General features: G+C 67.7%; 20 protein-coding genes and 1 pseudogene. 12 read left to right on the plus strand and 9 right to left on the minus strand.

Annotated features, from left to right (window positions below):
• Positions 1-242: 242 nt before the first annotated feature.
• Positions 243-1,754 carry a fumarate hydratase gene (locus JF515_RS01730; protein ID WP_203100334.1) on the minus strand — a complete coding sequence of 504 codons (1,512 nt, stop codon included), beginning with the start codon at positions 1,752-1,754 and terminating at the stop codon, positions 243-245.
• Between the two features lie 274 nt (positions 1,755-2,028).
• Here JF515_RS01730 and JF515_RS01735 point away from each other — a divergent pair, with 274 nt between their 5' ends.
• Complete coding sequence (locus JF515_RS01735) at positions 2,029-3,327, plus strand: amino acid permease (protein ID WP_203100336.1); 1,299 nt, start codon at positions 2,029-2,031, stop codon at positions 3,325-3,327.
• A 120-nt stretch (positions 3,328-3,447) separates the two neighbouring features.
• Here the strand turns inward: JF515_RS01735 and JF515_RS01740 are convergent, their stop codons facing one another.
• Genes JF515_RS01740 through JF515_RS01750 form a run of 3 tightly spaced genes read right to left on the minus strand, consistent with a single transcriptional unit; the run spans position 3,448 to position 5,923 of the window.
• Complete coding sequence (locus tag JF515_RS01740) at positions 3,448-4,326, minus strand: alpha/beta fold hydrolase (RefSeq protein WP_203100338.1); 879 nt, start codon at positions 4,324-4,326, stop codon at positions 3,448-3,450.
• A 3-nt stretch (positions 4,327-4,329) separates the two neighbouring features.
• A complete protein-coding gene (locus JF515_RS01745; protein ID WP_203100340.1) occupies positions 4,330-4,614 on the minus strand; it encodes an acylphosphatase in 285 nt (94 codons plus the stop codon).
• Complete coding sequence (locus JF515_RS01750) at positions 4,604-5,923, minus strand: YihY family inner membrane protein (protein WP_203100344.1); 1,320 nt, start codon at positions 5,921-5,923, stop codon at positions 4,604-4,606. The genes JF515_RS01745 and JF515_RS01750 overlap by 11 nt, the downstream gene beginning before the upstream one ends.
• Before the next feature lie 171 nt (positions 5,924-6,094).
• Between JF515_RS01750 and arsC the strand changes: the two genes are divergently transcribed.
• From arsC to betT, 10 genes are all read left to right on the plus strand, one after another.
• Positions 6,095-6,496, plus strand: coding sequence for an arsenate reductase (glutaredoxin) (gene arsC / locus JF515_RS01755; RefSeq protein WP_338015157.1), 402 nt, complete (start codon positions 6,095-6,097; stop codon positions 6,494-6,496).
• A complete protein-coding gene (gene wrbA / locus JF515_RS01760) occupies positions 6,493-7,110 on the plus strand; it encodes an NAD(P)H:quinone oxidoreductase (RefSeq protein ID WP_203100346.1) in 618 nt (205 codons plus the stop codon). Before arsC ends, wrbA begins: the two co-directional genes overlap by 4 nt.
• Before the next feature lie 85 nt (positions 7,111-7,195).
• Positions 7,196-7,537, plus strand: coding sequence for a DUF2069 domain-containing protein (locus JF515_RS01765; protein ID WP_203100348.1), 342 nt, complete (start codon positions 7,196-7,198; stop codon positions 7,535-7,537).
• Positions 7,527-8,219: an RDD family protein gene (locus JF515_RS01770; protein ID WP_203100350.1), complete on the plus strand. Its 693-nt coding sequence runs from the start codon at positions 7,527-7,529 to the stop codon at positions 8,217-8,219. Before JF515_RS01765 ends, JF515_RS01770 begins: the two co-directional genes overlap by 11 nt.
• Positions 8,216-9,184: a stage II sporulation protein M gene (locus tag JF515_RS01775; protein ID WP_203100352.1), complete on the plus strand. Its 969-nt coding sequence runs from the start codon at positions 8,216-8,218 to the stop codon at positions 9,182-9,184. The genes JF515_RS01770 and JF515_RS01775 overlap by 4 nt, the downstream gene beginning before the upstream one ends.
• Positions 9,171-10,796, plus strand: a complete 1,626-nt coding sequence (locus JF515_RS01780; protein WP_203100354.1) for a DUF4129 domain-containing protein — start codon at positions 9,171-9,173, stop codon at positions 10,794-10,796. The genes JF515_RS01775 and JF515_RS01780 overlap by 14 nt, the downstream gene beginning before the upstream one ends.
• Positions 10,793-12,034, plus strand: a complete 1,242-nt coding sequence (locus JF515_RS01785; protein ID WP_203100356.1) for a DUF4350 domain-containing protein — start codon at positions 10,793-10,795, stop codon at positions 12,032-12,034. The genes JF515_RS01780 and JF515_RS01785 overlap by 4 nt, the downstream gene beginning before the upstream one ends.
• Positions 12,031-12,999, plus strand: coding sequence for an AAA family ATPase (locus JF515_RS01790; RefSeq protein WP_203100358.1), 969 nt, complete (start codon positions 12,031-12,033; stop codon positions 12,997-12,999). The genes JF515_RS01785 and JF515_RS01790 overlap by 4 nt, the downstream gene beginning before the upstream one ends.
• A gap of 37 nt (positions 13,000-13,036) precedes the next feature.
• Complete coding sequence (locus tag JF515_RS01795; RefSeq protein WP_203100360.1) at positions 13,037-14,371, plus strand: DUF58 domain-containing protein; 1,335 nt, start codon at positions 13,037-13,039, stop codon at positions 14,369-14,371.
• Positions 14,372-14,554: 183 nt separating this feature from the next.
• A complete protein-coding gene (gene betT, locus JF515_RS01800) occupies positions 14,555-16,588 on the plus strand; it encodes a choline BCCT transporter BetT (RefSeq protein ID WP_203100362.1) in 2,034 nt (677 codons plus the stop codon).
• A 74-nt stretch (positions 16,589-16,662) separates the two neighbouring features.
• Here the strand turns inward: betT and JF515_RS01805 are convergent, their stop codons facing one another.
• The 4 genes from JF515_RS01805 to JF515_RS01820 all read right to left on the minus strand — a co-directional run bounded on the left by JF515_RS01805 (position 16,663) and on the right by JF515_RS01820 (position 21,775).
• Positions 16,663-18,897, minus strand: coding sequence for a TonB-dependent receptor (locus JF515_RS01805; RefSeq protein WP_203100364.1), 2,235 nt, complete (start codon positions 18,895-18,897; stop codon positions 16,663-16,665).
• 267 nt (positions 18,898-19,164) lie between these two features.
• Complete coding sequence (locus tag JF515_RS01810) at positions 19,165-20,139, minus strand: FecR domain-containing protein (RefSeq protein WP_203100366.1); 975 nt, start codon at positions 20,137-20,139, stop codon at positions 19,165-19,167.
• A 4-nt stretch (positions 20,140-20,143) separates the two neighbouring features.
• On the minus strand, positions 20,144-20,662 hold the full coding sequence (locus JF515_RS01815) for a sigma-70 family RNA polymerase sigma factor (RefSeq protein WP_203100368.1): 519 nt from the start codon (positions 20,660-20,662) through the stop codon (positions 20,144-20,146).
• Positions 20,663-21,223: 561 nt separating this feature from the next.
• The gene (locus JF515_RS01820; protein ID WP_203100376.1) at positions 21,224-21,775 is read right to left on the minus strand and encodes an elongation factor P hydroxylase; all 552 of its coding nucleotides are present in this window, start codon (positions 21,773-21,775) and stop codon (positions 21,224-21,226) included.
• A gap of 54 nt (positions 21,776-21,829) precedes the next feature.
• Here JF515_RS01820 and JF515_RS01825 point away from each other — a divergent pair, with 54 nt between their 5' ends.
• Complete coding sequence (locus tag JF515_RS01825; protein WP_203100378.1) at positions 21,830-23,218, plus strand: MATE family efflux transporter; 1,389 nt, start codon at positions 21,830-21,832, stop codon at positions 23,216-23,218.
• Positions 23,219-23,301: 83 nt separating this feature from the next.
• Here JF515_RS01825 and JF515_RS19340 read toward each other — a convergent pair.
• Positions 23,302-23,482 (minus strand): annotated as a pseudogene (locus tag JF515_RS19340) (IS110 family transposase); the annotation flags it as partial.

Here is a 23,482-nt window from a genome sequence, read left to right on the forward strand (position 1 = left end):
AAATATAAATAGTTCCAGGGATTGGGAATGCTCTTAGGAGCCGGCCCGGACGGCTCGGCGCGCAAGCCTGACACGGGCCTGCTCGGCCCATTTACCGGGCACGGGCACCGAAGTGGCGCAATCGACAGGAAAGAAGAAGGGAAATAAATATGAGGGGAGAATGAAGTCGAAGGCCGCTCCGCCCTCCCGGCGGCGCATCGGCGCGCGGGAGAGCGGAGCGGAACGGCCCTGCCCGGGGCGGGTCAGGCCGGTGTTTTCTCGGCGATTTTCTTCTTCCAGATCACCGGGCCGGTCTTGTGCACGGACTCGCCTTCGGAATCCACCGCCACGGTCACCGGCATGTCCTCCACCTCGAACTCATAGATGGCTTCCATGCCGAGATCCTCGAACGCCGCCACGCGGGATTTGCGGATCGCCTTGGACACCAGATAGGCGGCGCCGCCCACGGCCATCAGGTAGACCGCCTTGTTGTCCTTGATGGCTTCGATGGCGGTGTCGCCGCGCTCGGCCTTGCCGACCATGCCGATCAGGCCGGTCTTCTCGAGCATGGTGCGGGTGAACTTGTCCATGCGGGTGGCGGTGGTCGGGCCGGCCGGGCCCACCACTTCGTCGCCCACCGGGTCCACCGGGCCCACGTAGTAAATGAAGCGGTTGGTGAAGTCGACAGGCAGCTCCTCGCCCTTGGCGATCATGTCCACCATGCGCTTGTGGGCGGCGTCACGGCCGGTGAGCAGCTTGCCGGACAGCAACAGGGTGTCGCCCGGGTTCCAGGTGCGCACCTCTTCCGGGGTCACGGTGTCCAGGTTGACGCGCTTGGCGCCCTCGTCGTTGCCCCAGGCGATGTCCGGCCATTCTTCCAGGTCCGGGGCCTTCAGGTCCGCCGGGCCGCTGCCGTCCAGCACGAAGTGAGCGTGGCGGGTGGCGGCGCAGTTGGGGATGATCGCCACCGGCTTGTTGGCGGCGTGGGTGGGGTAATCCGCCACTTTCACGTCCAGCACCGTGGTCAGGCCGCCCAGGCCCTGGGCGCCGATGCCCAACGCGTTGACCTTATCGTACAGTTCCAGGCGCAGTTCCTCGGCGCGGGTTTGCGCGCCCCGGGCCTGCAGCTCGTGGATGTCGATCGGGTCCATCAGCGATTCCTTGGCCAGCAGCATGGCCTTCTCGGCGGTGCCGCCGATGCCGATGCCGAGCATCCCCGGCGGGCACCAGCCGGCGCCCATCTTCGGTACCTGCTCGAGCACCCAGTCGACCACGGAATCGGACGGGTTGAGCATGGCGAACTTGGACTTCGCCTCGGAACCACCGCCCTTGGCGGCCACGTCGATTTCCAGCTTGTCACCGGGGACGATGGAGTAATTGATCACCGCCGGTGTATTGTCCTTGGTATTGGCGCGCTTGCCGTCCGGGTCCGCCAGCACCGAGGCGCGCAGCACGTTGTCCGGATGGTTGTAGGCGCGGCGCACGCCCTCGTTGATCATGTCATCCAAGGACATGTCGCCTTCAAAAGTGACATTCATGCCGACCTTGGCGAACACCGTGACGATGCCGGTGTCCTGGCAAATCGGGCGATGCCCCATGGCGGACATGCGCGAGTTCACCAGAATCTGCGCCATGGCGTCCTTGGCCGCCTTGCTCTCTTCCTTTTCGTAGGCTTCCTTGACGCCACGAATGAAATCCACCGGGTGGTAGTAGGAGATGTACTGCAGGGCGTCGGCGACGCTCTGAATCAGATCGTCCTGGCGAATCACCGTCATCGGGGTACTCCTGGGCTTGGAACGAGGGGCGCGCATTATAGCCCAGCGGCAATCGCGGCTAAAGCGGAACGCCCCCCAGCCGCCCTCTGGAGCGGTAGGAGCGACTTTAGTCGCGATGAAAATGGCACCGCGGTCGATCGCGACTGAAGTCGCTCCTACAGCGGCTACTGTGGATGCGGTAGAAGCGACTTCAGTCGCGATCATCGCCTCTGGCGCTGGCACCACTGCCCGGCACCCGGCAGAATCCCGGCTCTGGCAAAGGGCGGAGAACGGTGTGGGCGACAACGACGACAAACTGGGTCTGGCGGCGGTCACCGCCATCGGCATCGGCGGCATGATCGGCGGCGGCATCTTCGCGGTGCTCGGCCTGGCCATCGCCACCGCTGGCCACGCGGTGGCCCTGACCCTGGCCGGCGGCGGCGTGATCGCCCTGCTCACCGGCCTCTCCTACGCCCACCTGGGCCTCGCCTACCGGGACGACGGCGGTAGCTTCACCTACATCGAGAAGGCGTTCGCCTCCCCCACCCTGGCCGGCTTCGCCGGCTGGCTACTGGTGGCCGGCTACGTCGGCACCCTGGCTCTGTACGCCAGCGCCTTCGGCGACTACGGCGCCAGCCTGATCAGCGGCGCCGGCGGCGGCCACCTGGTAGCGTCCCTGCTGGCCGCCAGCGTGCTGCTGCTGTTTCTCGGCATCAACCTCACCGGCGCCAAACTCTCCGGCGGCGTGGAGCTGGCCGTGGTGGCGATCAAGCTGGCGATTCTGGCGCTGTTCGCCGTGGTCGGCTTCAGCACCGTGCAGGCGGATCACTTCACACCGCTGTTCGACCGCGGCCTGATCACGCCGGTGGCGGCCATGGCGTTGATCTTCGTGGCCTACGAAGGCTTCGAGCTGATCCCCAACGCGGTGGACGAAATGAAGGACCCGGAACGCAACCTGAAGCGCGCCCTGGTGATCGCCATCCTGGTCACCACCGCTCTGTACGTGGTGGTGGCCGTGGTCGCCCAGGGCAATCTCACCGCCACGCAGATTCAGCAGGATCAGGAGTACGTGCTGGCGGTGGCGGCGCGCCCCACCCTCGGCCAGGCCGGCTTCGTGCTGATCGGGCTGGCGGCGCTGCTGTCCACCGCCTCGGCGATCAACGCCACCCTGTTCGGCGCCGCCCGGCTGGCCATGGTGATGGCCCGCGAGCACGCCCTGCCCCAAGTGTTCTCCCTGCGCGAACGCACCCGGCCGGTGCCCTGGGTGGCGCTGCTGGTGCTCACCGGGCTGGCGCTGCTGTTCACCCTGGGGGCGCCACTGGCGGTGATCTCCACCTTCGCCAGCGCCACCTTCCTGATCATTTTCACGGCGGTGAACCTGGCGGCGCTCAAGCAGCACCGGGACATCGGGCTGAACCGCTGGGTACCCCTGGCCGGGGCGTTGCTGGCCGCCGCCAGCCTGGTGATTCTGCTGGTGCACACCGGGCGCGAGGACCCGGAGGGGCTGGCGTGGCTGGGTGGGTTCTATCTGGTGGCGGCGGTGTTGGAAGCGGTTCTGGTGGCCCGGCGTGGACGCCGGGCCTATCGCGCCTGAAGCGGAACGCCGCCCCGGGGGGCGTTATCGCGACTGAAGTCGCTCCTACGCGGCTGCGTAGCTTGTGTCGGAGCAGCTACGTAGCCGCGTAGGAGCGACTTCAGTCGCGATCCGCCCGGATCAGACCAGGCACTCCCCACGCTTAAGGTGGCGCACCAGCAGATCGGCCACCGCGTCCGGCCGCTCCAGGTGCAGGAAGTGCCCGGCGTCTTCCACCCGCTCCACGTACAGGCCGGCGGGGAAGTCGTCGGTGTTGATGGTGTAATCCAGTAATCGCGGGCTCATGCAGCCGTCACGCTCGCCCATCAGCACCTGGGTCGGCACCGTCACGTCCAGGGACAGCCACTCCTGGGCCTCGCGCTGTTGCCGGCGCCACAGGCGGATCAGGTGCCGGTACCAGCCCAGGGCGGCGGGCAACACCCCGGGTTCCGCCAGGGTGCGCCGGGCGTTCTCCAGGTGCTCACCGGGTTCCCAGTCCGGCGACCAGCGCCGCCACAGCCGCTCCACGCCGGCCAGGTCATCGCGTTTGAGCCAGGCCTCCGGCGCCACCGGCAACTGGAAGAACTGCATGTAGCCACTCAGTTTGATCTGCTCGGGCACCTTGAGCAGGGCCTTGGGCAGGCGCTTGAGCGGTGGAATGGCCAGGGCATTGAAGGTGCAGAACGCCTCCGGGTAGCGCGCGCAGGCCAGGTAGCCCACGGCGGCGCCCCAATCGTGGCCAATCAGGTGCACGCGACCGCCGAGCTGGTTGGCGAACACCAGCAGGTCGTCCACGGCGGCGTGCAGGGAGTAATCGCCGCTGCCCGGCTGGCAGGACGGCGCGTAGCCACGCAACGCCGGGGCCACGCCGGTGTAGCCGGCGTCCGCCAGCCGCGCCATGATGCCGGCCCAGTTGTCGTGGCAGTCGGGAAAGCCGTGCAGCAGAATCACCGGCTCGCCGTCACCGGCGAGCAGCGCCGGAAAGCGCAGATGGCCGTTGACCAGTTCCACTTGCTTCATAAATCAGACGCCAATATCGAAATCCGTGTAACGGCGGAGTTCGGTCTCGCTGACGCACAGCCCGGTGACATCGGCCCCTTCCGGGCCCTCGCGCATCCAGGCGATGAGCGTCTCCACCGCCTCGTCGCCGCCCTCCAGCCAGGCTTCCACGCGGCCGTCGGGCAGGTTGCGCACCCAGCCGGCGATGCCCAGATGCCGGGCCCGCTGCTGGGTGGAGGCCCGATAGTACACACCCTGAACACGGCCTCTGACGGTAACTTGTCGGGCAATCTCGGATTTATTGTTCATCTTCTTTTTCATCCCGTTCGTTGTTTTTGTCGTTGTCATCGTCCACCCGGTTCTCGAAAAGGCTCTCCAGGTCGAAATCCAGGGGCTGGTGCAGCCCCTTGCGGGCGGCGTCGCAGTGCTGTTTGAGCGTTGCCTCCCAGGGTTCCTTACCGTCGGCGTTGACGCGCAATTGCTGATCCGCCGGCCAGGGCATCATCGCCACCAGCTGCGACAGCGTAAGCCGGCGCAAATCGCGGATCAGCACGTAGCCACCCTCCTCGGTACGCCGGATCAGGCGACGGTCCTGAAGCAGGTTACGGAACTCATCCCAGTGGGTGACGCCGGACTCGTGCATCACCTTGCGTACCTCGGTACTGCGCAGTATGCGCCCGTGGCGCTGGCGCTCCCAGAACACCCGCAGCAGGCGCAGCAATGCCTGGGTGCCGGGTACCCGACGGCGGTGTTCCTGGAACACCACCAGGGCGCGCACCAGCTCGGCGCCGAGCAACACCAGTATCCAGGAAATATAAATCCACAACAGGAACAGCGGCACCGCCGCGAAGGCGCCGTACACCACCTGGTAGTTGGGCGCGTGCTTGATGAACTGCGCGAAGGCGGCCTTGGCCAGCTCGAACAGCAGCGCCGCCACGGCGGCGCCGATCAACCCCTGGCGCACCGGCACCGAGGTGTTCGGCACCAGGATGTAAAGCAGCGCCAGCATGGCGAAGGTGAAGAAGAACGGCAGCACCGACAACCACAACCGCACCCCGCCCAGGTAAGCCACGGTGTCACTGATCAGTGACACCGAGGTCAGGTAGGAAGAGATGCCCAGGCCCGCGCCCAGCAGCAGCGGGCCCAGGGACAGCACCGCCCAGTACATCATCAGACTGGTGAGCCCCTTGCGCGGCTCGCGGATATGCCAGATCCGGTTCAGCGTCTGCTCGATGGTGCGCAGCATCAGCACCGCGGTGACCACCAGAAACACCACGCCCACCCCAGTCAGGTTGGTGGCCTGCCGGGAGAAGGTAGCCAGGTAACCCAGAATCTGGTTGCCGGCGGACGGCACGAAATATTCGAACGCCCATTTCTGAACCGCCAGGCCACGCTCGTTGAGCGAGGGAATGGCGGCGATCACCGCGAACGTCACCGTCATGATCGGCACGATGGCGAACAGCGTGGTGTAGGTCAGCGCCGCCGCGCTTGACTGGCAGCCGTCTTCCACGAATTGCCGCCGCAATAACTTGAGAAACGCCCACACCGACGCCGCCCGGGCGCGGAACGGAATCACCGGCGCTTCGTCTGTTTTCGCCGCCTCGTTGTTCTCGCTCACTGGTTTCCTTAAAAATTCGTTGATCCACTTCGATACGGCGACTCACCGCGAACCCGCCGCGAAACCCACCGTGGGAGCGGCTTTAGCCGCGCTACCGGCGGCGGACGATAACGACGCGCCGATGATCGCGCCTAAAGCCGCTCCTACAACCGGCGCGATGCGTACCGTACAATGCCCCGCATCCAATCCATCAACGGCATTGCTCCAATGGCACAGTACACCATCTACCACAATCCGCGTTGTTCGAAATCCCGCCAGACGCTGTCTCTGTTGCAGGAACACGGCATCGAACCGGAGGTCATCAAGTACCTGGAAACGCCGCCGGACGCGGACACGGTGCGCGGCCTGGTCGGCAAGCTGGGCCTGGCGCGCGCCCATGACCTGGTGCGCGCCAAGGAAGCGGAATACCGGGAAGCCGGCCTGACGCCGGACGCCGATGACGAAACAGTGATCCAGGCCATTGCACGTTATCCGAAATTGCTGGAACGTCCCGTGGTCGTCAAGGGCGACCGGGCCGTACTGGGGCGGCCACCGGAAAATGTCCGGGAATTCATCGATAAGAAGGCGCCATGAGCGACTACATTCTCGTGCTGTATTACAGCCGCGCCGGCTCGGTGGCCAATCTGGCCCGCCAGGTGGCCCGGGGCGTGGAAGCCGGCGGCCTGGAGGCGCGCCTGCGCACGGTGGCGCCGGTGTCCGCCAACCACGAAGCGACGGCGGCACCGGTGCCGGACAGCGGCGCGCCCTACGCCACCCTGGACGACCTGGCCGGCTGCGCCGGCCTGGCGTTGGGCTCGCCGACCCGGTTCGGCAACATGGCCGCGCCGCTCAAGTATTTCCTGGATCAGAGCAGCGACCTGTGGATGGGCGGCGCGCTGATCGGTCGCCCGGCCGGGGTGTTCACCTCCACCGGCAGCCTGCACGGCGGCCAGGAAAGTACTCTGTTGTCGATGATGCTGCCGCTGCTGCACCACGGCATGCTGCTCACCGGCGTGCCCTACTCGGAGCCCGCGCTGATGACCACCACCGGCGGCGGCACGCCCTATGGTCCCAGCCACGTGGCCGGCGAGCGTGGCGACAGCGCCACCAGCGACGACGAGAACGCCATTGCCCGGGCATTGGGAAAACGATTGGCGCACACCGCCAGAAAATTGAGCCACCCCCTTAACGGGGAAAAACGCCCGTAGCAGCGGCTTCGGCCGCGATGCCGGCAGTGCCGCATCGCGCCGGGGCATCGCGGCTGAAGAAACCCGGGGGAGCACAAGGACAAAGATGCTGGACTTCATATTACGCGCTTGCTACGTGCTGCTGTTGGTGCTCGGCGTGGCCGCGCAGTTCTGGTTCGCGCCGCCCAATGCCCCGGTAGCCGCCTCGATAATCATGGCCCTGGTACTGTACCTGCCGCTGCTGTTATTGATGGTGGCGCCGCTCACCCTGCACCCGCGCTCGCTCACCTGGCTGTGCTTCCTGCTGCTGTTCTACTTCTGCGGCTACGTGATCCAGTGCCTCAATCCGCCGCCGCAGCGCACCCTGGCCATCGTCCAGCTTTCATTGACCGTGGTTCTGTTCCTCTCCGCCATGCAGTTGATCCGGCGGGGCCCCCGTGCGGATTGACGACCAGCTTCATATCGATACCCCGGAGGGAGCACGGCTGAGCCTGTCCCTGGCCGGGCCGATTCCACGCGCCCTGGCCTATGGCCTGGACCTGGCCCTGCGTGGGCTGATCCTGTTCCTGGTGTCGATCCCGCTGATGCTGATGGGCGGCCACGGCTACGGTGCCTACCTGGTGCTGATGTTCCTGCTGGAATGGTTCTACCCGGTGTTCTTCGAGATGCTCTGGCAGGGCCGCACGCCGGGCAAGCGGGCCATGAAGCTGGCGGTGGTGCATGGCAACGGCGCCCCCCTGACGCTCAACGGCAGCCTGGTGCGCAACCTGCTGCGCACCGCCGACCTGTTCCCGATCGCCTACCTGACCGGTTTCGTGGTGATGCTGATTTCACCGCGCCTGCAACGGCTCGGCGATCTGGCCGCCGACACCGTGGTGATCCATGTGCCGCCACCGGCCCGGGCGCGACCGGAACCCGGCGAGGGCAGCGAAGCGCCGGACTGGCCCTTGAGTCGCGACGACCAGTTGGTGCTGCTGGCCTTCAGCGAGCGGGCGCCGGGCCTGTCCCGCCAGCGCCAGGAAGAACTGGCGCGGCTGGCGTTCCCGGAACAACCGCCCGCCGCCGCCCTGGAAAAACTACGCCGGGTGGCCCGCCATGTGCTGGGCGCCCCGGGCGGGGGCCAGCCATGAGACAAAGCCAGTTCGAATACCGCTACCGGCCGCTCTGGGAGCGCCTGGAAGTCACCCTCAAGGGCCTGGAAGGCATGGGCCGGCCGCCGGCGGACAACCTGGCCTCGTTCGCCGCCGACTATCAGAGCCTGTGCCACCAGTTGGCCCTGGCCCGCGAGCGCGGCTATAGCCTGACGCTGCAGAACGATCTCAACGACCTGATGCTGCGCGCCCACCGCCAGCTTTACCGCCACCGGGCGCCGCTGCTGCCCCGGCTGGCCGCGTTCTTCGCGCGCGGCTTTCCCCAGGCGGTGCGGCGCCAGTGGCGCTGGCATCTGGTCAGCACCCTGGCGTTCGTGCTCTCGGCGCTGCTGGTGTGGGGCTTGATCCAGCACGACCCGGAGCTGGTGCACACCGTGGTGGGCCCGGACCAGGTCGCCGACCTGGAAGAAATGTACCACCCGGACCTGCGTGACACCGGCGACCGCGACCGCGCCGACGACGTGATGATGTTCGGCTACTACATCTACAACAACATCGGCATCGCCTTCCGTACTTTCGCCGGCGGCCTGCTGCTGGGCGTGGGCGCCCTGCTGGCGATGCTGTTCAACGGCAGCTTCTTCGGCGCCGCCGCCGCCCACCTGAGCCTGGTCGGGGCCTCGCAGCCGTTCTTCACCTTCGTGATCGCCCACGGCGCCCCGGAACTCACCGCCATCATGCTGGCCGGCGGCTGCGGCCTGCGGCTGGGCTGGTCGGTGCTGGCACCGGGCTCCTGGAGCCGGGTGGACGCCCTGCGCCGGGCCGCCGGCGAATGTCTGCCGGTGATGTACGGCGTGTTCGTGCTGCTGGTGATCGCCGCCTTTATCGAGGCGTTCTGGTCGTCCCGGGAGCTGGCGCCCCAGATCAAGTACAGCGTCGGCGCGGCCTGCTGGGGCCTGTTGATGCTGTACCTGTTCCTGGCCGGGAGGCGCCATGGACCTGAATAGGATCAACGCCCGTCTGGCGCCCCGCTCCTGCTGGCAGGCGGTAGACTTCGGCACCCGCTTGTACCGGCGCTGGTGGCGCCAGGGCGCCCTGGTGTGGCTGGTGTTCACCGCCTTGCCGTTCGCGCTGCTGGCCGGCTACGGCGCCGCCACCCGCAGCCTCTGGCCGATGTTTGTGTTCTGGTGGCTCAAGCCGCTGTGGGAGCGCCCCTTGCTGGCGTTCTACAGCCGCGCCCTGTTCGGCGATTACCCAAGCCCCTGGACCCTGCTGCGCACCTTCCGGAGTTACGGGCTCAACGGCCTGGCCGCCCAACTCACCTGGCGGCGACTGAGCCCGCTGCGCGGCTTCCTGACCGGCGTCTGGCAACTGGAAGGCAGCAAGGGCGACAAGGTGGGCGGGCGCATTTCCGTGCTGCTGCGCCCACCCAGCCAGCGCGCCGGCACCCTGACGCTCACCCTGCTCACCCTGGAGCACCTGATGACGGTGGCGTTGATCATGCTGGCGATGACCCTGGTGCCCTGGCAGTTCAACCTGGAATTCAGCGTCTGGTTCCAGGAACAGAGCCGGCTGCAGTGGGCATTCGCCAACCTGGCCTGGTACCTGGTATTGATGGTCACCGAGCCGCTCTACGTGGCCACCTCCTTCGCGCTCTATCTGAACCAGCGCACCTGGCTGGAGGGCTGGGATTTGCAGCTGGGCCTGACCCGTATCGGCGAACGGCGCCGGCGCGCCGGGCGCGGCGGCGCCGCCCTGCTGGTGCTGCTGGCCCTGTTCAGTGCCGCGCCGCATCCAGCGGAAGCGCAGGCCAGCCAGCCCGAATCGCGCCTGAAGCGGGACGCCGCCCAGTCGCTCCTACCGCTTTCTACAGGCGGTAGGAGCGACTTTAGTCGCGATAACGACGCCGCCGAAAGCGCCAGCACCGATGACGCTACCCCCAAACAACAAGCCCTGAACCTGCTCGCCTCGGACACCTTCATGCCGTTCGAGGAACGAGAGACCCGACGCCTGCGCGAATCCCTGCGCGACGACGACAATGAAGACCGTAGCTGGTGGCAGGACCTGCTCAAGAAACTGCTCGACCGGGACCGGGACAACAGCGACCGTGATGCCCCCCTGTCGATCCCCGACGCGGTGGTGGAAGGCATGGGCTACCTGCTGCTGGTGGTGGTGCTGGGCGTGATTCTGGCGCTGATCCTGCAGCGCCTGCCCGGCGCCGCCGGCCGGCGCCGGCGCGGCCCGGACATGCCGGTGAGCGTGGCCGGCCTGGACACCCGCGCCGACAGCCTGCCCGCCGACCTCAACCGGGCCCTGGACGAGGAACTGGCGCGCGGCGACGTCCGCGCGGCCCTGGCCCTGCTGCTGCGCGACGGCCTGATCACCCTGTTCCAACGCCACCCCACGCCGCTCACCGCCGGCGCCACCGAACAGGATTGCCTGCGCGCCTACCAGCGGCTGCTCGGCGACGAGCCGGTGGTGGCCTGGCTGTCGGACCTGATCAACGCCTGGACCCGCACCGCCTGGGCGCACCGGCCCAGTGACCGGCAACAGGTGAACGCGCTGCGCGACCGCTGGGGCGCGCTGCGCCCGGCCCTGGCCGGGAGGGCACCGTCATGAAGCGCTGGCTGATCCTGTTCCTGCTGCTGGTGGCGGGTCTGGTGGCCGGCTATTACTGGGCCACCGAGCCGGTGCGCTACATGGCGCCGGCCCACGCCGAAGCCGCCGCCCGCGACCCGTACCTGGCCGCGCGCACCCTGCTGGACCGCTGGCAACGGCCCAGCCGCCGGGTGTTCAGCACCCGCGCGCTGTTCCCGCTGCCGGCCACGGACACCACCCTGATCCTGGACGAATACCGGGGCGATCTGGGCCGCGACCGTATCCAGGCGTTGCTCGACTGGGTCGCCGCCGGCGGCACCCTGATCGTGGCGGCACGACCGGTGTACGGCGACCAGGACGAGGACCGCGACCGCGCCGATCCACTGCTGGAAGGCGTCGGCGTGCACGCCCGGCGGCTGCCCGACGAAGACGACGATGACGATGACCCCATGGCCACCCTCCTCGACCGCTTCCAGCCCATGGAAAGCCTGTTCCTGGAATACTGCCTGGACAGCGACGACGAAGAGATGCAGCGCCAGTGCGAGCGGCTCACCTGCGAGATTCCGGAGACCGTGGCGCCGGCGCTGACCCGGGACTTCGACGGCACTCTCCGGCGGCTGCGGATCCTCAATAATCTGGTGCTGCGATACGCTGGCGCCGATAACACCCGCATGGCGGTGCTCGCCGAAAATGACCAGGGCCTCAAGCTGATCACCCTGACCCACGGCGCCGGCGTGGTCACCGTGCTCGCCGGCCTGGACCCGTGGGACAACGACCACCTGCTCTACTTCGACCACGCCTGGCTGCTGCGCCACCTGACCGGCGACGGGCCGGTGTGGTTCGTGCAGGGCATCGACATGCCGCCGCTACCGCTGTGGCTGTGGGAGCACGCCTGGCCGCCAATACTGGCCCTGGTGCTGGCCCTGACCCTGTGGCTGTGGCGGCGCCTGCCGCGCCCGGGGCCGCTGTGGCAACCGCCGGCCCGGGACACCACCGACTACCTGGGCCACCTGCGCGCCCTGGGGCACTTTTACTGGCGCACCGGCCAGGGCGAAGCTCTGCTGGCACCGCTGCGCGACGCCGCCCGGCGCCGGCTGGCCTTGCTGCACCCGGACCCGGATCGGGCCCTGGCGCTGGCCGCCGAGCGGCTGGCAATGAACGAGAACGAATTGCGTGCCGCCCTCGGGCCGGCGCTCAAGGACCGCCCGGGCTGGACCCGCCAGGTGGCGGTATTGCAACGGATCAGGAGCCGTCTATGACACCGCGAACCATCGAAGAAGCCACCGAACTGGCCGGCCGCATCGAAGACCAGCTCAACCAGGTGCTGATCGGCCAGCCAGCGGTGACCCGCCAGGTCATGCTGGCGCTGATCACCGGCGGCCACGTGCTCATCGAGGGCGTGCCGGGGCTCGGCAAGACCCTGCTGGCGCGCAGCCTGGCCCGGGTGCTGGAGCTGGACTTCCAGCGCATTCAGTTCACCCCGGACCTGATGCCCTCGGACGTCACCGGCCATGTGCTGTTCGACAGCCAGACCGGCGATTTCCGGGTACGCAAGGGCCCCGCCTTCACCAACCTGCTGCTCGCCGACGAGATCAACCGGGCGCCGGCCAAGACCCAGGCGGCGCTGCTGGAGGTGATGCAGGAACGCCAGATCACCATCGAAGGCGAGACCTTCGAGCTCGACCCGCCGTTCGTGGTGCTGGCCACCCAGAACCCGCTCGACCAGGAGGGCACCTACCCACTGCCCGAGGCGGAGCTGGACCGCTTCCTGTTCAAGATTCTGATCGACTACCCGGAACTGGAAGACGAAACCCGCATGGTGGAAATGGTGCTCGACGGCAGCCTGCCGGACAGCCTGGACGCCGAGCAACTGACCCGGGTGACCAACGCGGAAGGCATTCTCGCCCTGGCCCACCAGGCGGAGGCGGTCATCCTGGACCGCGCCATCATCGACTACATCCTGCGCCTGGTGCGCGCCACCCGGGAACACCCCAGCCTGATCCAGGGCGGCGGCCCGCGCGCCAGCATCGCCCTGGCGCGCACCGCCAAGACCCAGGCGCTGCTGGCCGGCCGCGACTACGTGATCCCCGACGACGTCAAACAGGTGGCACCGCCGGTACTGCGCCACCGCCTGCGCCTGGGCGTGGACGCCGACATCGAAGGCCAGACCGTGGAATCGGTGCTTGAACAGCTCCTCGAGCAGGTGGAGGCCCCGCGCCAATGATCGTCCCCCCACCGATCACACCAGCGCCGGAGGCCCCATGCCGGTAAGGCCGGGCACGCGGCTGATCCGGGCGCTGCTCGGCTGGGCGGCGCTGGGCGCGCTACCGTTGCTGGCGCGGGCCTGGGCGCCAGCGCTGGCGATGCCGGCGCTGCTGGCCTGGGCGCTGCTCGGCGGCCTGCTGGTGTTCTGGGCTCTGGACGATCTGCGGCGGCTGCGCCGGCGCCCCACGCCCCGGGCCGAGCGGCGCCTGCCGGCGGCCCTGGCGGTGGGCGTGCCGCACGCCGTGACCCTGACCCTGGACACCGGCGGCGTGGCGGAACGCTGGCTGGTGGCCGACCACCATCCCGCCGACGACACCGACACCGGCCTGCCACGCACCCTGACGCTGACCCCGGGCCATGAGCGGGTGGCGGTGACCTATCCGTACCGGCCCAGCCGCCGGGGGCCGGTGACCTTCGGCCCCATCGAACTGTGGCTGCCCTCCCCCCGGCGCCTGTGGGAAGGTCGCCGCCGCATCGACGCCGAGCGCCGGGTGCCGGTCTATCCGGATTTCTCGCCGATCTCCCGGGCCGCCCTGGCGGTGGACAAAAGCCGCAACCGGTTCGGTACCCGGGTGCAACCGCGCCAGGGCGAGGGCCTGGAATTCCATGAGCTGCGCGACTACCAGCCCGGCGACAGCCCGCGCCGCATCGACTGGAAAGCCACCGCCCGGCGCCGCCGGCTGATCACCCGCCATTTTCAGGACGAGCAGAACCAGACCGTGTGGGTGTTGCTCGACGGCGGCCGCCGCATGGCCCTGCCGGTGGGCGGGCTGACCGCCTTCGACCATGGCCTTAACGCCGCCCTGCTGCTGGCCTGGTCGGCGCTGCGCCAGGGTGACCGGGCCGGCGCCATGCTGTTCTCCGCGGAGCAGCCGCGCTGGCTCGACCCGGTGCACGGCCAGCACGGCATCCAGAACCTGCTGCAGGGATTCTACGACGTGCACCCGGCGGACCGGGCCAGCGATTTCAGCCAGGCAGCCCGGCATTTCCATGGCCGCTGGCCGCGCCGCTCCCTGGTGGTGATCATCAGCCGCGTGCAACCGGAGGACGGCGACGACCTGCTCACCGCCGTGCGCCTGCTGGGCCAGCGTCACCTGGTGATGGTGGCGGACATGGCGCTGCCCGAGCAGGAAGCCCTGCGGCGCACCGAGGTCGACGATCTGGACGACGCTCTGCGCCTCGCCGCCGATGCCCGTGAGCACCAGGAACGCCGCGACCTGCACATCCGCCTGCGCCACGCCGGCGCCCACCTGGTGGCCGCCACCCCGGCCACCCTGGCGGAGCGTTTGGGGCAGGCCTATCAGCAGTTGAAACGGGCCGGGCGCCTGTAAACACCGCCGGATCGCGACTGAAGTCGCTCCTACAATGGATTTGTAGGAGCGACTTCAGTCGCGATCGCCCGACGGCCCGAACACCGCGCCCCCCGCTCACACTTTTCTCACACCCCGCCTGTGTTAGCCTCAAGGGCTCTTTGTGTACCCTGTACCGGCCGAAAGGATAAGGAGAGCCCCAAGATGGCCAACGAAACGGAGTCCCCCACTCCCGATGCCTCCGCCAAGGTAAAAATCAATCCACCGGTGTTCTTCACCTCGGTGGCGATCATCGCCGGCCTGGTGCTGTTCTCGGTGATCGTGCCCAAGGTGGCGGAAAACTTCTTCGACGGTCTCAAGGACTGGATCATCGCCGACGCCGGCTGGTTCTACGTGCTGACCGTGGCGATCCTGATTTCCCTGGTGGTGTTCCTGGCCATCAGCCGCTACGGCGACATCAAGCTGGGCAAGGATCACTCGGAACCGGAATACAGCTACACGTCCTGGTTCGCCATGCTGTTTTCCGCCGGCATGGGCATCGGCCTGATGTTCTTCGGCGTCGCCGAGCCGGTGCTGCACTTCAGCGATCCGCCGATGGCGGAGCCGGGCACCATCGCCGCCGCGCAGGAAGCGATGCGCGCCACCTTCTTCCACTGGGGCCTGCACGCCTGGGCGATCTACGCCATCGTCGGCCTGATCCTGGCCTATTTCAGTTTCCGGCATAACCTGCCGCTGACCCTGCGCTCGGCGCTTTACCCGCTGATCGGCAAGAAGATTTACGGCCCGCTGGGCCACGCGGTGGACGTGTTCGCCGTGGTCGGCACCGTGTTCGGCGTGGCCACCTCGCTGGGCTTCGGCGTCGAGCAGGTGAACGCCGGCCTCACCTATCTGTTCGGCATCCCCAAGAACGAATGGGTGCAGGTGGGGCTGATCATCGGCATCACCGGGCTGGCCACCATCTCCGTGGTCACCGGCCTGGACGGCGGTATCCGCCGGCTCTCCGAGCTCAACCTGGGGCTCGCCTTCCTGCTGCTGATGTTCGTGCTGTTCCTGGGCCCCACCGTGTTCCTGCTCAAGGCCTACGTGCAGAACCTGGGCGCCTACCTGTCCGAGTTGGTGAACATGACCTTCAACCTCTACACCTACCAGCCCAAGGTGGAAGACGGACCCCAGGACTGGATGGGCGGCTGGACCCTGTTTTACTGGGGCTGGTGGATTTCCTGGTCACCGTTCGTGGGGATGTTCATCGCGCGGGTATCGCGGGGCCGCACCATCCGCCAATTCGCCCTCGGCGTGATGCTGGTGCCCGCCGGCTTCACCCTGTTCTGGATGACCGTGTTCGGCGACTCCGCGATCCAGATGATCCTCGACGGCATCTATCCGGAACTGGCTGCCCAGGTGGACAACGACAAGGCGGTGGCACTGTTCCACTTCCTGGAGCAGTTCCCCTGGTCGGGCTTTATCTCCGGCGTCGCCACCTTGATGGTGGTGGTGTTCTTCGTCACCTCCTCGGACTCCGGGTCCATGGTGGTGGACATGCTGGCCTCCGGTGGCCACGACGACACGCCGCTGTGGCAGCGTATATTCTGGGCCGGCTCCGAGGGCGTGGTGGCCATCGCGCTGATGCTGGCCGGCGGCCTGGGCGCGCTGCAATCGGCCACCATCGCCTCGGCGCTGCCGTTCTCGATCGTGCTGTTGCTGGCCTGCTTCGGGCTGATGCGCTCGTTGCAGGTGGAAGGAATCCGCCGGCTCAGCTTCCAGAGCAATCTGGGCACCGCCCCGGCGGCCATCCACGTCGGTCATACGCCACGCAGCGGCGGCTGGAAGGTGCGCCTGAAAGGCATGGTGAGCTTCCCCAACCGGGCCCGGGTGCTGCAGTTCGTGCGCGAGGTGGTAACGCCGGCGCTCAACGCGGTGGCCGATGAACTGCGCGGCCACGGCCTGGAAGTGGAAGTCCGCGAAGGCGATGATCGCGTCACCCTGATCGTCAGCCATGGCGAGGAAACCGACTTCCTGTACGGCGCCCGGGTGCGTGGTTACGCACGGCCTTCGATCACCCTGCGGCAACTGGAGCATTCCAAACGGCACGCGGACACCGATCAGTATTACCGCGCCGACGTGTTCCTGCGCGAAGGCGGTCAGGATTACGATCTGATGGGGTTCACCCGTGAGCAGGTGATCAGCGACGTACTGGATCAGTACGAGAAGCACATGCATTTCCTGCACATGCTTCGGTAGGGAAAGAAATCGCGACTGAAGTCGCTCCTACAGTTCCCCTGTGGGAGCGACTTCAGTCGCGATCATCCCCCCGATCAGAAGTTAACGGTCACCCCGGCGCTGTAGCGCCGCCCGTCCAGCACCCGCCCGAAGTTTTCGTCGTCCACTTCCTTGTCGAGCACGTTCTGGACGCTGCCGTACACTTCCACCTGTTCGGTGAGCGCGTAAATCAGGCCGGTGTCCACCAGGGTGTAGCTGGGGTACTCGTCGGTGAGCCCGCCGCGACCGGCGATCTGCTCGGCCTTGCCCTTGAAGCGGGCCTTGGCCCACAGCCGGGTGGCGTCGTTGGCGCGCCAGTTCACGCCCAGGTTGGCACGGTGGCGGGGCTGATCGTTAAGCGGGTTACCCTTGTTGTCGCCGGACAGCTGTTCGCTGTCGGTGAAGGTGTAGTTGCTGTCCACGCGCACGCTGTAGCCCACCGGGAACGAGAAGGTCACCTCGGCGCCGCGAATACGGGCCTCGTCCACGTTGGTGTAACGGTACAGCTTCTCGTAGTCGTACCCCTGATAGAGACAGGTGGTATCCGGCCCGGACACCCGATCACAGATGATCGGCTTCTCGATCTTGTCGTCGTAGTCGGTGTGGAACACGGTCACGCTGGCCTGAACACCGTTGTAGCCTTCCCACAGCGCGCCCAGTTCATAGGTCAGGCTTTTTTCCGGCTTGAGGTCATCGTTGCCGATGTCGCCACCGTCCACGGAACGGCCACCGCCGCCTTCCACCCAGTTGGAGTCGCCCTGTTTGAGGTCCGGGGTGCGGTAACCGGCGCTGACCCCGCCCTTAAGGGTGAATTGCGGCGTGAAGTTGTACACCGCGTAGGCGCGCGGCACCGCCTCGCTGCCGTAGTTCTCGTCGTCCACCCAGCGCAGGCCGGCGGTTAACGCCAGGTCGTCGGTGACGAACCACTGGTCTTCACCGAACAGCGCCATGTCCCAGCGCTCCAGGTCCGGCTCGCCGATGGCGCGGGTCGGGTTCTCGGTCTTCTGTTCCCGGTACTGGCCGCCCAGGGTCAGTACATGGTCGCCAAGCGGCACGGCGGTGGAGGTGTTGGCCGTCACCCGCTCATAAAGCGCGTTCTGGGTCTGGTTTTCCAGTTCCTCGCGCTGCACCCAGCTCTTGGTATCGATGTCGCCGTGCCAGAGTATGTCGTGGTTGAGCGCCTGGTGACGACGCACCGTGTAGAGCTCGGAATCGGAGCCGGAGTTGGCGGCGGTGCCCAGGGTTTCCTGGGTGGAGTAACCGGCTTCCAGGGACAGCGACTGGTTGTCCACCGGCGTCCAGGTCAGTTTGGCGATGGTGTTGTCGCGGTCGTAGTCGCGGTAGCCGGCTTCGATCTGGTCCTCGTCGCGCTGATAGCGGGAGCCGTTTACGGTGAAGCCCAGGGTGTCCTCGATCAGCGGGCCACTCAGATAGTAGCGCTGCTGCTGGTAATCACCGGACTCGTGGCTTTCCTGCTGGGTGCGCTCCAGGGTCACGGAGCCGCCCCACTGATCCGGGGTCGCCTTGGTGATCACGTTGATCACCCCGCCCAGGGCGTCGGAGCCGTACAGCGACGACATCGGCCCGCGAATCACCTCGATGCGCTCGATGGCGGAGATCGGCGGCAGCCAGCCGTATTCGGCGCCGCTGCCAAAGCCGTTGTAGTAGGACTGCCCGGAGCCCTGCGGGCGACCGTCCACCAGAATCAGGGTGTACTTGCTGTCCATGCCGCGGATCGAGATCTCCTCGGTGCCGCCCTTCCCGGAGGGACCGTCGTCCACGTACACGCCGGGCACGTCCTGCAGCGCCTGGGTGATGTCGCGGTAGGACTTGCCTTCCAGATCCTCGCGGCTGATCACCGAGATGCTGGCCGGAGCGTTGGTGACGTCCACGGCGCGACCGGACGCCGACGCCGAGGTCACGCTGACTTCCGGCAGCCGGTGTTCGCCTTTTTCCGCCGTCGGCAGCGGCCGCAGCCGATAGCTGCCATTGGGCTGACGCACCGCCTCCAGGCCGCTGCCGGCGAGCAGCGCGCTCAGGCCGGCGCGGGCCCGGTAGTGGCCGTCCAGGCCGGCGGTGGCCTTACCGTCGGTGAGGCGGCCATCGATCACCAGGGTCAGGCCCGCCTCGCTGGCGTAGCGGCTCAGGGCGCTGTCCAGGCGTCCGGCTTCGATCCGGTATTCGCGGGCCTCGGCGGCGGCCGCCGGCAAGGGCGCCAGTACCGTGGCGGACAGGGCCAGGCACAACCCGACGGCGGGCAGACGGTGCCGTAACGTTGAGAAACGCATCATTCTCCGATCCTTAGCAGGGGTGTATTTCGTGTGGCTATACCGGTACCCCGAACGAGGACGGGAAAAGTGCTACACAGCGTGGAAATTTTTTTGGGGGAAACGGAGTTTAAAGGCAGGCGGGGATCGCGGCTGAAGCCGGACAACGGCCGGCGACCGGATCGCGACTGAAGTCGCTCCTACAGCTCCAGCCTCGGTAGGAGCGACTGGGCGGCACTCCGCTTCAGTCGCGATCCGGCGCCAGAATGAACTCCAGCCCCGATCGCTCCCTCAAACGGCGCTGACCCGCACCAGCCAGGGCGTGCGGTAATGCACCGCCACCGGCAATGCCTGGGCCAGGGACTGCAAGGCGTAATCGGTATCACGCACCGGGAAGGCACCGGACACCACCAACCCGGCCACGTCGTCGTCGCAATACAGCAACCCGTGGCGGTAGCGGCCCAGCTCGGCGAGGAAGGCGTTCAGCGGCAGGCGGTCGGCGCGCATCACGCCCCGGGTCCAGTCCAGCGCGGCGGCGCGGTCCAGAGGCACCCGCCGCACCCCGTCCGCCGACAACCAGGCCGCTTCGCCGCCCAGCAGGGTGGCGGCCTGGGACGCGATGCCCCCCGGCCCGGACAACACCTCAACCCGTCCCGCCAGCACCGACACCGCCAGCCGCTCGCCATGATCGCGCAGCACCACATGGCTGTCGCTGGCATCCAGGCGCATCTCCGCCATCTCCACCCGCAGCGAGGCGCCTCCGGCGCCTCGGCTGTCCAGGGCGATCTCGCTGCCGGGCAGCACCCGCAAACGACGCTCGCCGTCGAACGCCAGGTTCACCGCGCTGGCGGTATTGAGCTTCAGGCTGGAGCCATCCGGCAGGGTCAGGTCGCGCTGTTCGCCGGGGCCGCTGCGGCAATCCGCCACCGCTCGCTCCACCCAGCCGCCGCGCGCCACCAGGGCGCCGGCACCGGCCAGGCCGAACAACGACAACGCTTGGCGACGGCTGAAGCGGCGCGGGCGTTTCAGGGTATGACGGGCCACGTCCGAGGGCAGCTCACCCAGGCGGCCGGCGAGCCGCTCCACCTCCGCCCAGGCACGCTGGTTACCGGGGTGAGCCGCCAGCCAGGCGGCCCAGTCGCGGTGGCCGGCATCGTCCATCTCGCCGGACCAGAGCGTTACCTGCCACTCCAGCGCCGCTTCCAGGCGCGGGAGTTCCAGACCATGGCGGGCGGCGTGGCGCCCCAGGGCGGCGTCGGCGGACATCGGCCTATTCGTCCAGGGCCAGCAGGCAGGCCTGGGTGGCCTTGAGCATGTACTTGCGCACCGCGCCGTGGGAAATACCCAGGCGTTCCGCCACCTGGTGGTAGGTGAGCCCTTCGAAGCGGGACAGCAGGAACGCCCGGGAGACCTTGTCGGGCAGCCGGTCCAGGGCCTGGTCGATGCGCACCAGAATATCCAGCACCAGGGCACGCCGCTCCGAGGATGGCGCCTCCTCTTCCGGGCGCGCCGCCAGGGCCTCCAGGTAGGCACTCTCCAGCCGGCGGCGGCGGTGCAGATCGATCACCAGCCCCCGGGCGATCTGCGTCAGAAAGGCGCGCCCTTCCCCGGGGGGCGGGTAGCGACCGGCGTCGATGAGACGCACGTAGGTGTCCTGGAGCAGGTCCGCGGCGTCGTCCTGGTTGCCGCCCAGGCGACCGCGCAGCCAGCCGAACAGCCAGTGGGAATGGTCGCGATACAGGGCACCGACGCGGGCGTTCAGGGTGTTGCTCAAAGTCGTGGAGGCCATGGCATCCGGAATGTCTGGACCGCGGCAAAAGCGGGTAATTTGCGAATACAAATAGGAATAATTATCAATAGCAGGAATATAAAGCAGTGGTGGGTGGGTGGCAAGTGTTCGGGTCGGGGCGCGGGCCCTCCAGCGGGGTATGGACCCTCCAGCGGGGTGCGGGCCCTCCAGCGGGGTGCGGGCCCTCCAGCGGGGTGCGGGCCCTCCAGCGGGGTGCGGGCCCTCCAGCGGGGACGCGTCTCGGCGTGGCCCCCTTTCCGGGAACGCCGTGAATCCATCCATGGAGACTCCCGGTTTGACATCCTGTCAAACAGGGTCCCGGAAAGGGGGCCACGCCGAGACGCTTCGAGGTAGCCGCCATGGTGGGTGGGCGGAATGGGCGGTTGGGGGCGTGGCTGGCGCGGGAAGGATACGGTAGGAGCGACTTTAGTCGCGATGGAGGTGGCACGGCGGTTGGGGTGGGATCGCGACTGAAGTCGCTCCTACGGGGGGACGTGGCACGTGCTGGGTGGTATGGGGCGTGAGAAGGATGCGGTAGGAGCGACTGGGCGGCACTCCGCTTCAGTCGCGATGGAGGGTGGCACGGTCGGTGGGCGGAAAGACGGCGTCGAGGCGGTCGGCGAGGGGCCGTTGGGCGGTGCGGTAGTGGTGTTCCAGGGCGACGACCCATTGGCGGGGGCGTTCGGGGAGGCCCTGGTCGATGAGGTCGTGGGCGAGCGCGCGGACTTCGGTGGCGAAGCGGTGGGCGTCGCCGGGGTCGCCGTTCAGGTTGTCCAGGGATACCCGGAAGCGGTGGTCGCAGGCAGCGCAGAACAACGCTTCGAAGGCCTGGGGGCGCACTTCCACCCGCAGGAAGCGGGCTTGCTGGTCGGCGTCGCGGCCGTCCGGGGCGTACCAGTAACCGTAATCCTCCAGGGCGCGGCGGCGCGGGCCGGCCACGCACCAGTGCGCGATCTCGTGCAAGGCACTGCGAAAATAATCGTGGCTGTAGCGAATGCGAGCCGGGTCGCCGGGCAGATAGAGCGGTTCGTCGAAGCCGCCTTCCAGCACGGTGTGATGGCGCGCGTAAAACGTGTCACGGAACAGGGTTTCCAGGTCGGCGGCGCGGTGCATGGGTGGGGTGCTTTGCGGTATGGTAGCCGCCCCTTGCCCTGTCGCTGATTCACCATGTCCTTGCATCGTCGGGAATACCTTGCTCAGTTTCGTCTTGCTCTGCCGATTCTCGGCGGCCAGTTGGCGCAGACCGCCAACGGTTTCGTGGACACCATGATGGCGGGCCGGGTGAGCGCCGAGGACCTGGCGGCGGTGGCGGTGGGCGCCAGCATCTGGGTGCCGCTGTTCCTGTTCATGACCGGGGTGCTGACCAGCGCAACGCCGATCCTGTCACGCCATCTCGGCGGCGAAGCTTACCATCGCGTCAACCCGCTGGCCCAGCAGGGGCTGTGGCTGGCCCTGGGCCTGGGGCTGATGAGCATGCTGATCCTGCGCTCCATGGCGCCGGTGCTGCACCTGATGGATGTGGATGAATCAATCCGGCCCCTGGTGCAGGGTTACCTGGACGCGCTCAGCTGGGGCATGCCCGGCGCCGCCGTGCTGCTGGCGCTGCGCAGCTACACCGAGGCCATGAACCACACCCGGCCGGTGCTGCTGATCAGCGTGGTGGGCCTGCTGATCAACATTCCCGCCAACTACCTTCTGATTTACGGCAAGCTGGGCCTGCCGGCCCTGGGCGGGGTGGGCTGCGGCTGGGCCACCAGCCTGGTGATGTGGTGCATGGCGCTGATGATGGCCGGCTACATCAAGCGCCACCCGGTGTACCGCCCGGCCCGGCTGACCCTGGGCCAGCGCCATTGGGAGCCGTCCAGCCTGGGCTACATGCTGCGCCTGGGGTTGCCGGTGGGGCTGTCGATCTTTTTCGAGGTCAGCATCTTCGCGGTGATCGCCCTGTTGATCAGTCGCCTGGGGCCGGAAATCGTCGCCGGCCACCAGATCGCGCTCAACTTCACCTCGCTGATCTTCATGCTACCGCTGAGTTTCGCCATCGCCGCCACGGTGCGCGTGGGCCACGCACGGGGGCGCGGCGACCGCCAGGGGGTGGGCGTGGCGGTGCGTTGCTCGCTGATCATCACCGCCGCCATCGGTCTGCTGGCCGGGCTCGGCCTGGTGCTCACCCGCGCCTGGATTCCGCGCATCTACACCGATAACGGCCAGGTCATCGCCCTGGCCGCCCACCTGCTGTTGTTCGCCGGCATCTATCAGGTGTCCGACGCCATTCAGGTGAGCGCCAACGGCTGCCTGCGCGGCTTCGAGGACACCGCCTGGCCGATGATGATGACCCTGCTGGCCTACTGGGGCGTGGGCCTGCCGATCGGCTATGTGCTGGGCCTCACCGACCTGTGGGGGCCGGCGATGGGCCCGGCGGGGTTCTGGATCGGCCTGGTGGCCGGCCTCACCAGCGCCGCCATTCTGCTGGCGCTGAGGCTGCGCTGGCGGTTGCGGCAGCCGTTGCCGGCGGTCGCCCGGCGCGATGGGGCAACCTTGGAGCAAGCCGCCTGACGGCGGATCGCGGCTGAAGCGGAACGCCACCCGGCCGCTCCTACCGCAATTAGAAAGGTAGATACCGTCTCTCCTATCCGGACTCAACCCCCGAGGGGTTGGGTCTGGAATGGGGTTTGTCGATTCAGTACGCCGAAGGCGATGTGCACCAGTTTGCGCATGGCGGCGCCGAGGGCAGACATCGGGGGCTTTCCGGCCTGACGCAATCGGGCGTAAAACGCACCCACCACCGGGTTGTGACGACTCGCGACCACCGCCGCCATA

The organism is Alloalcanivorax marinus, from assembly GCF_016785095.1.
GTDB lineage: Bacteria > Pseudomonadota > Gammaproteobacteria > Pseudomonadales > Alcanivoracaceae > Alloalcanivorax > Alloalcanivorax marinus_A.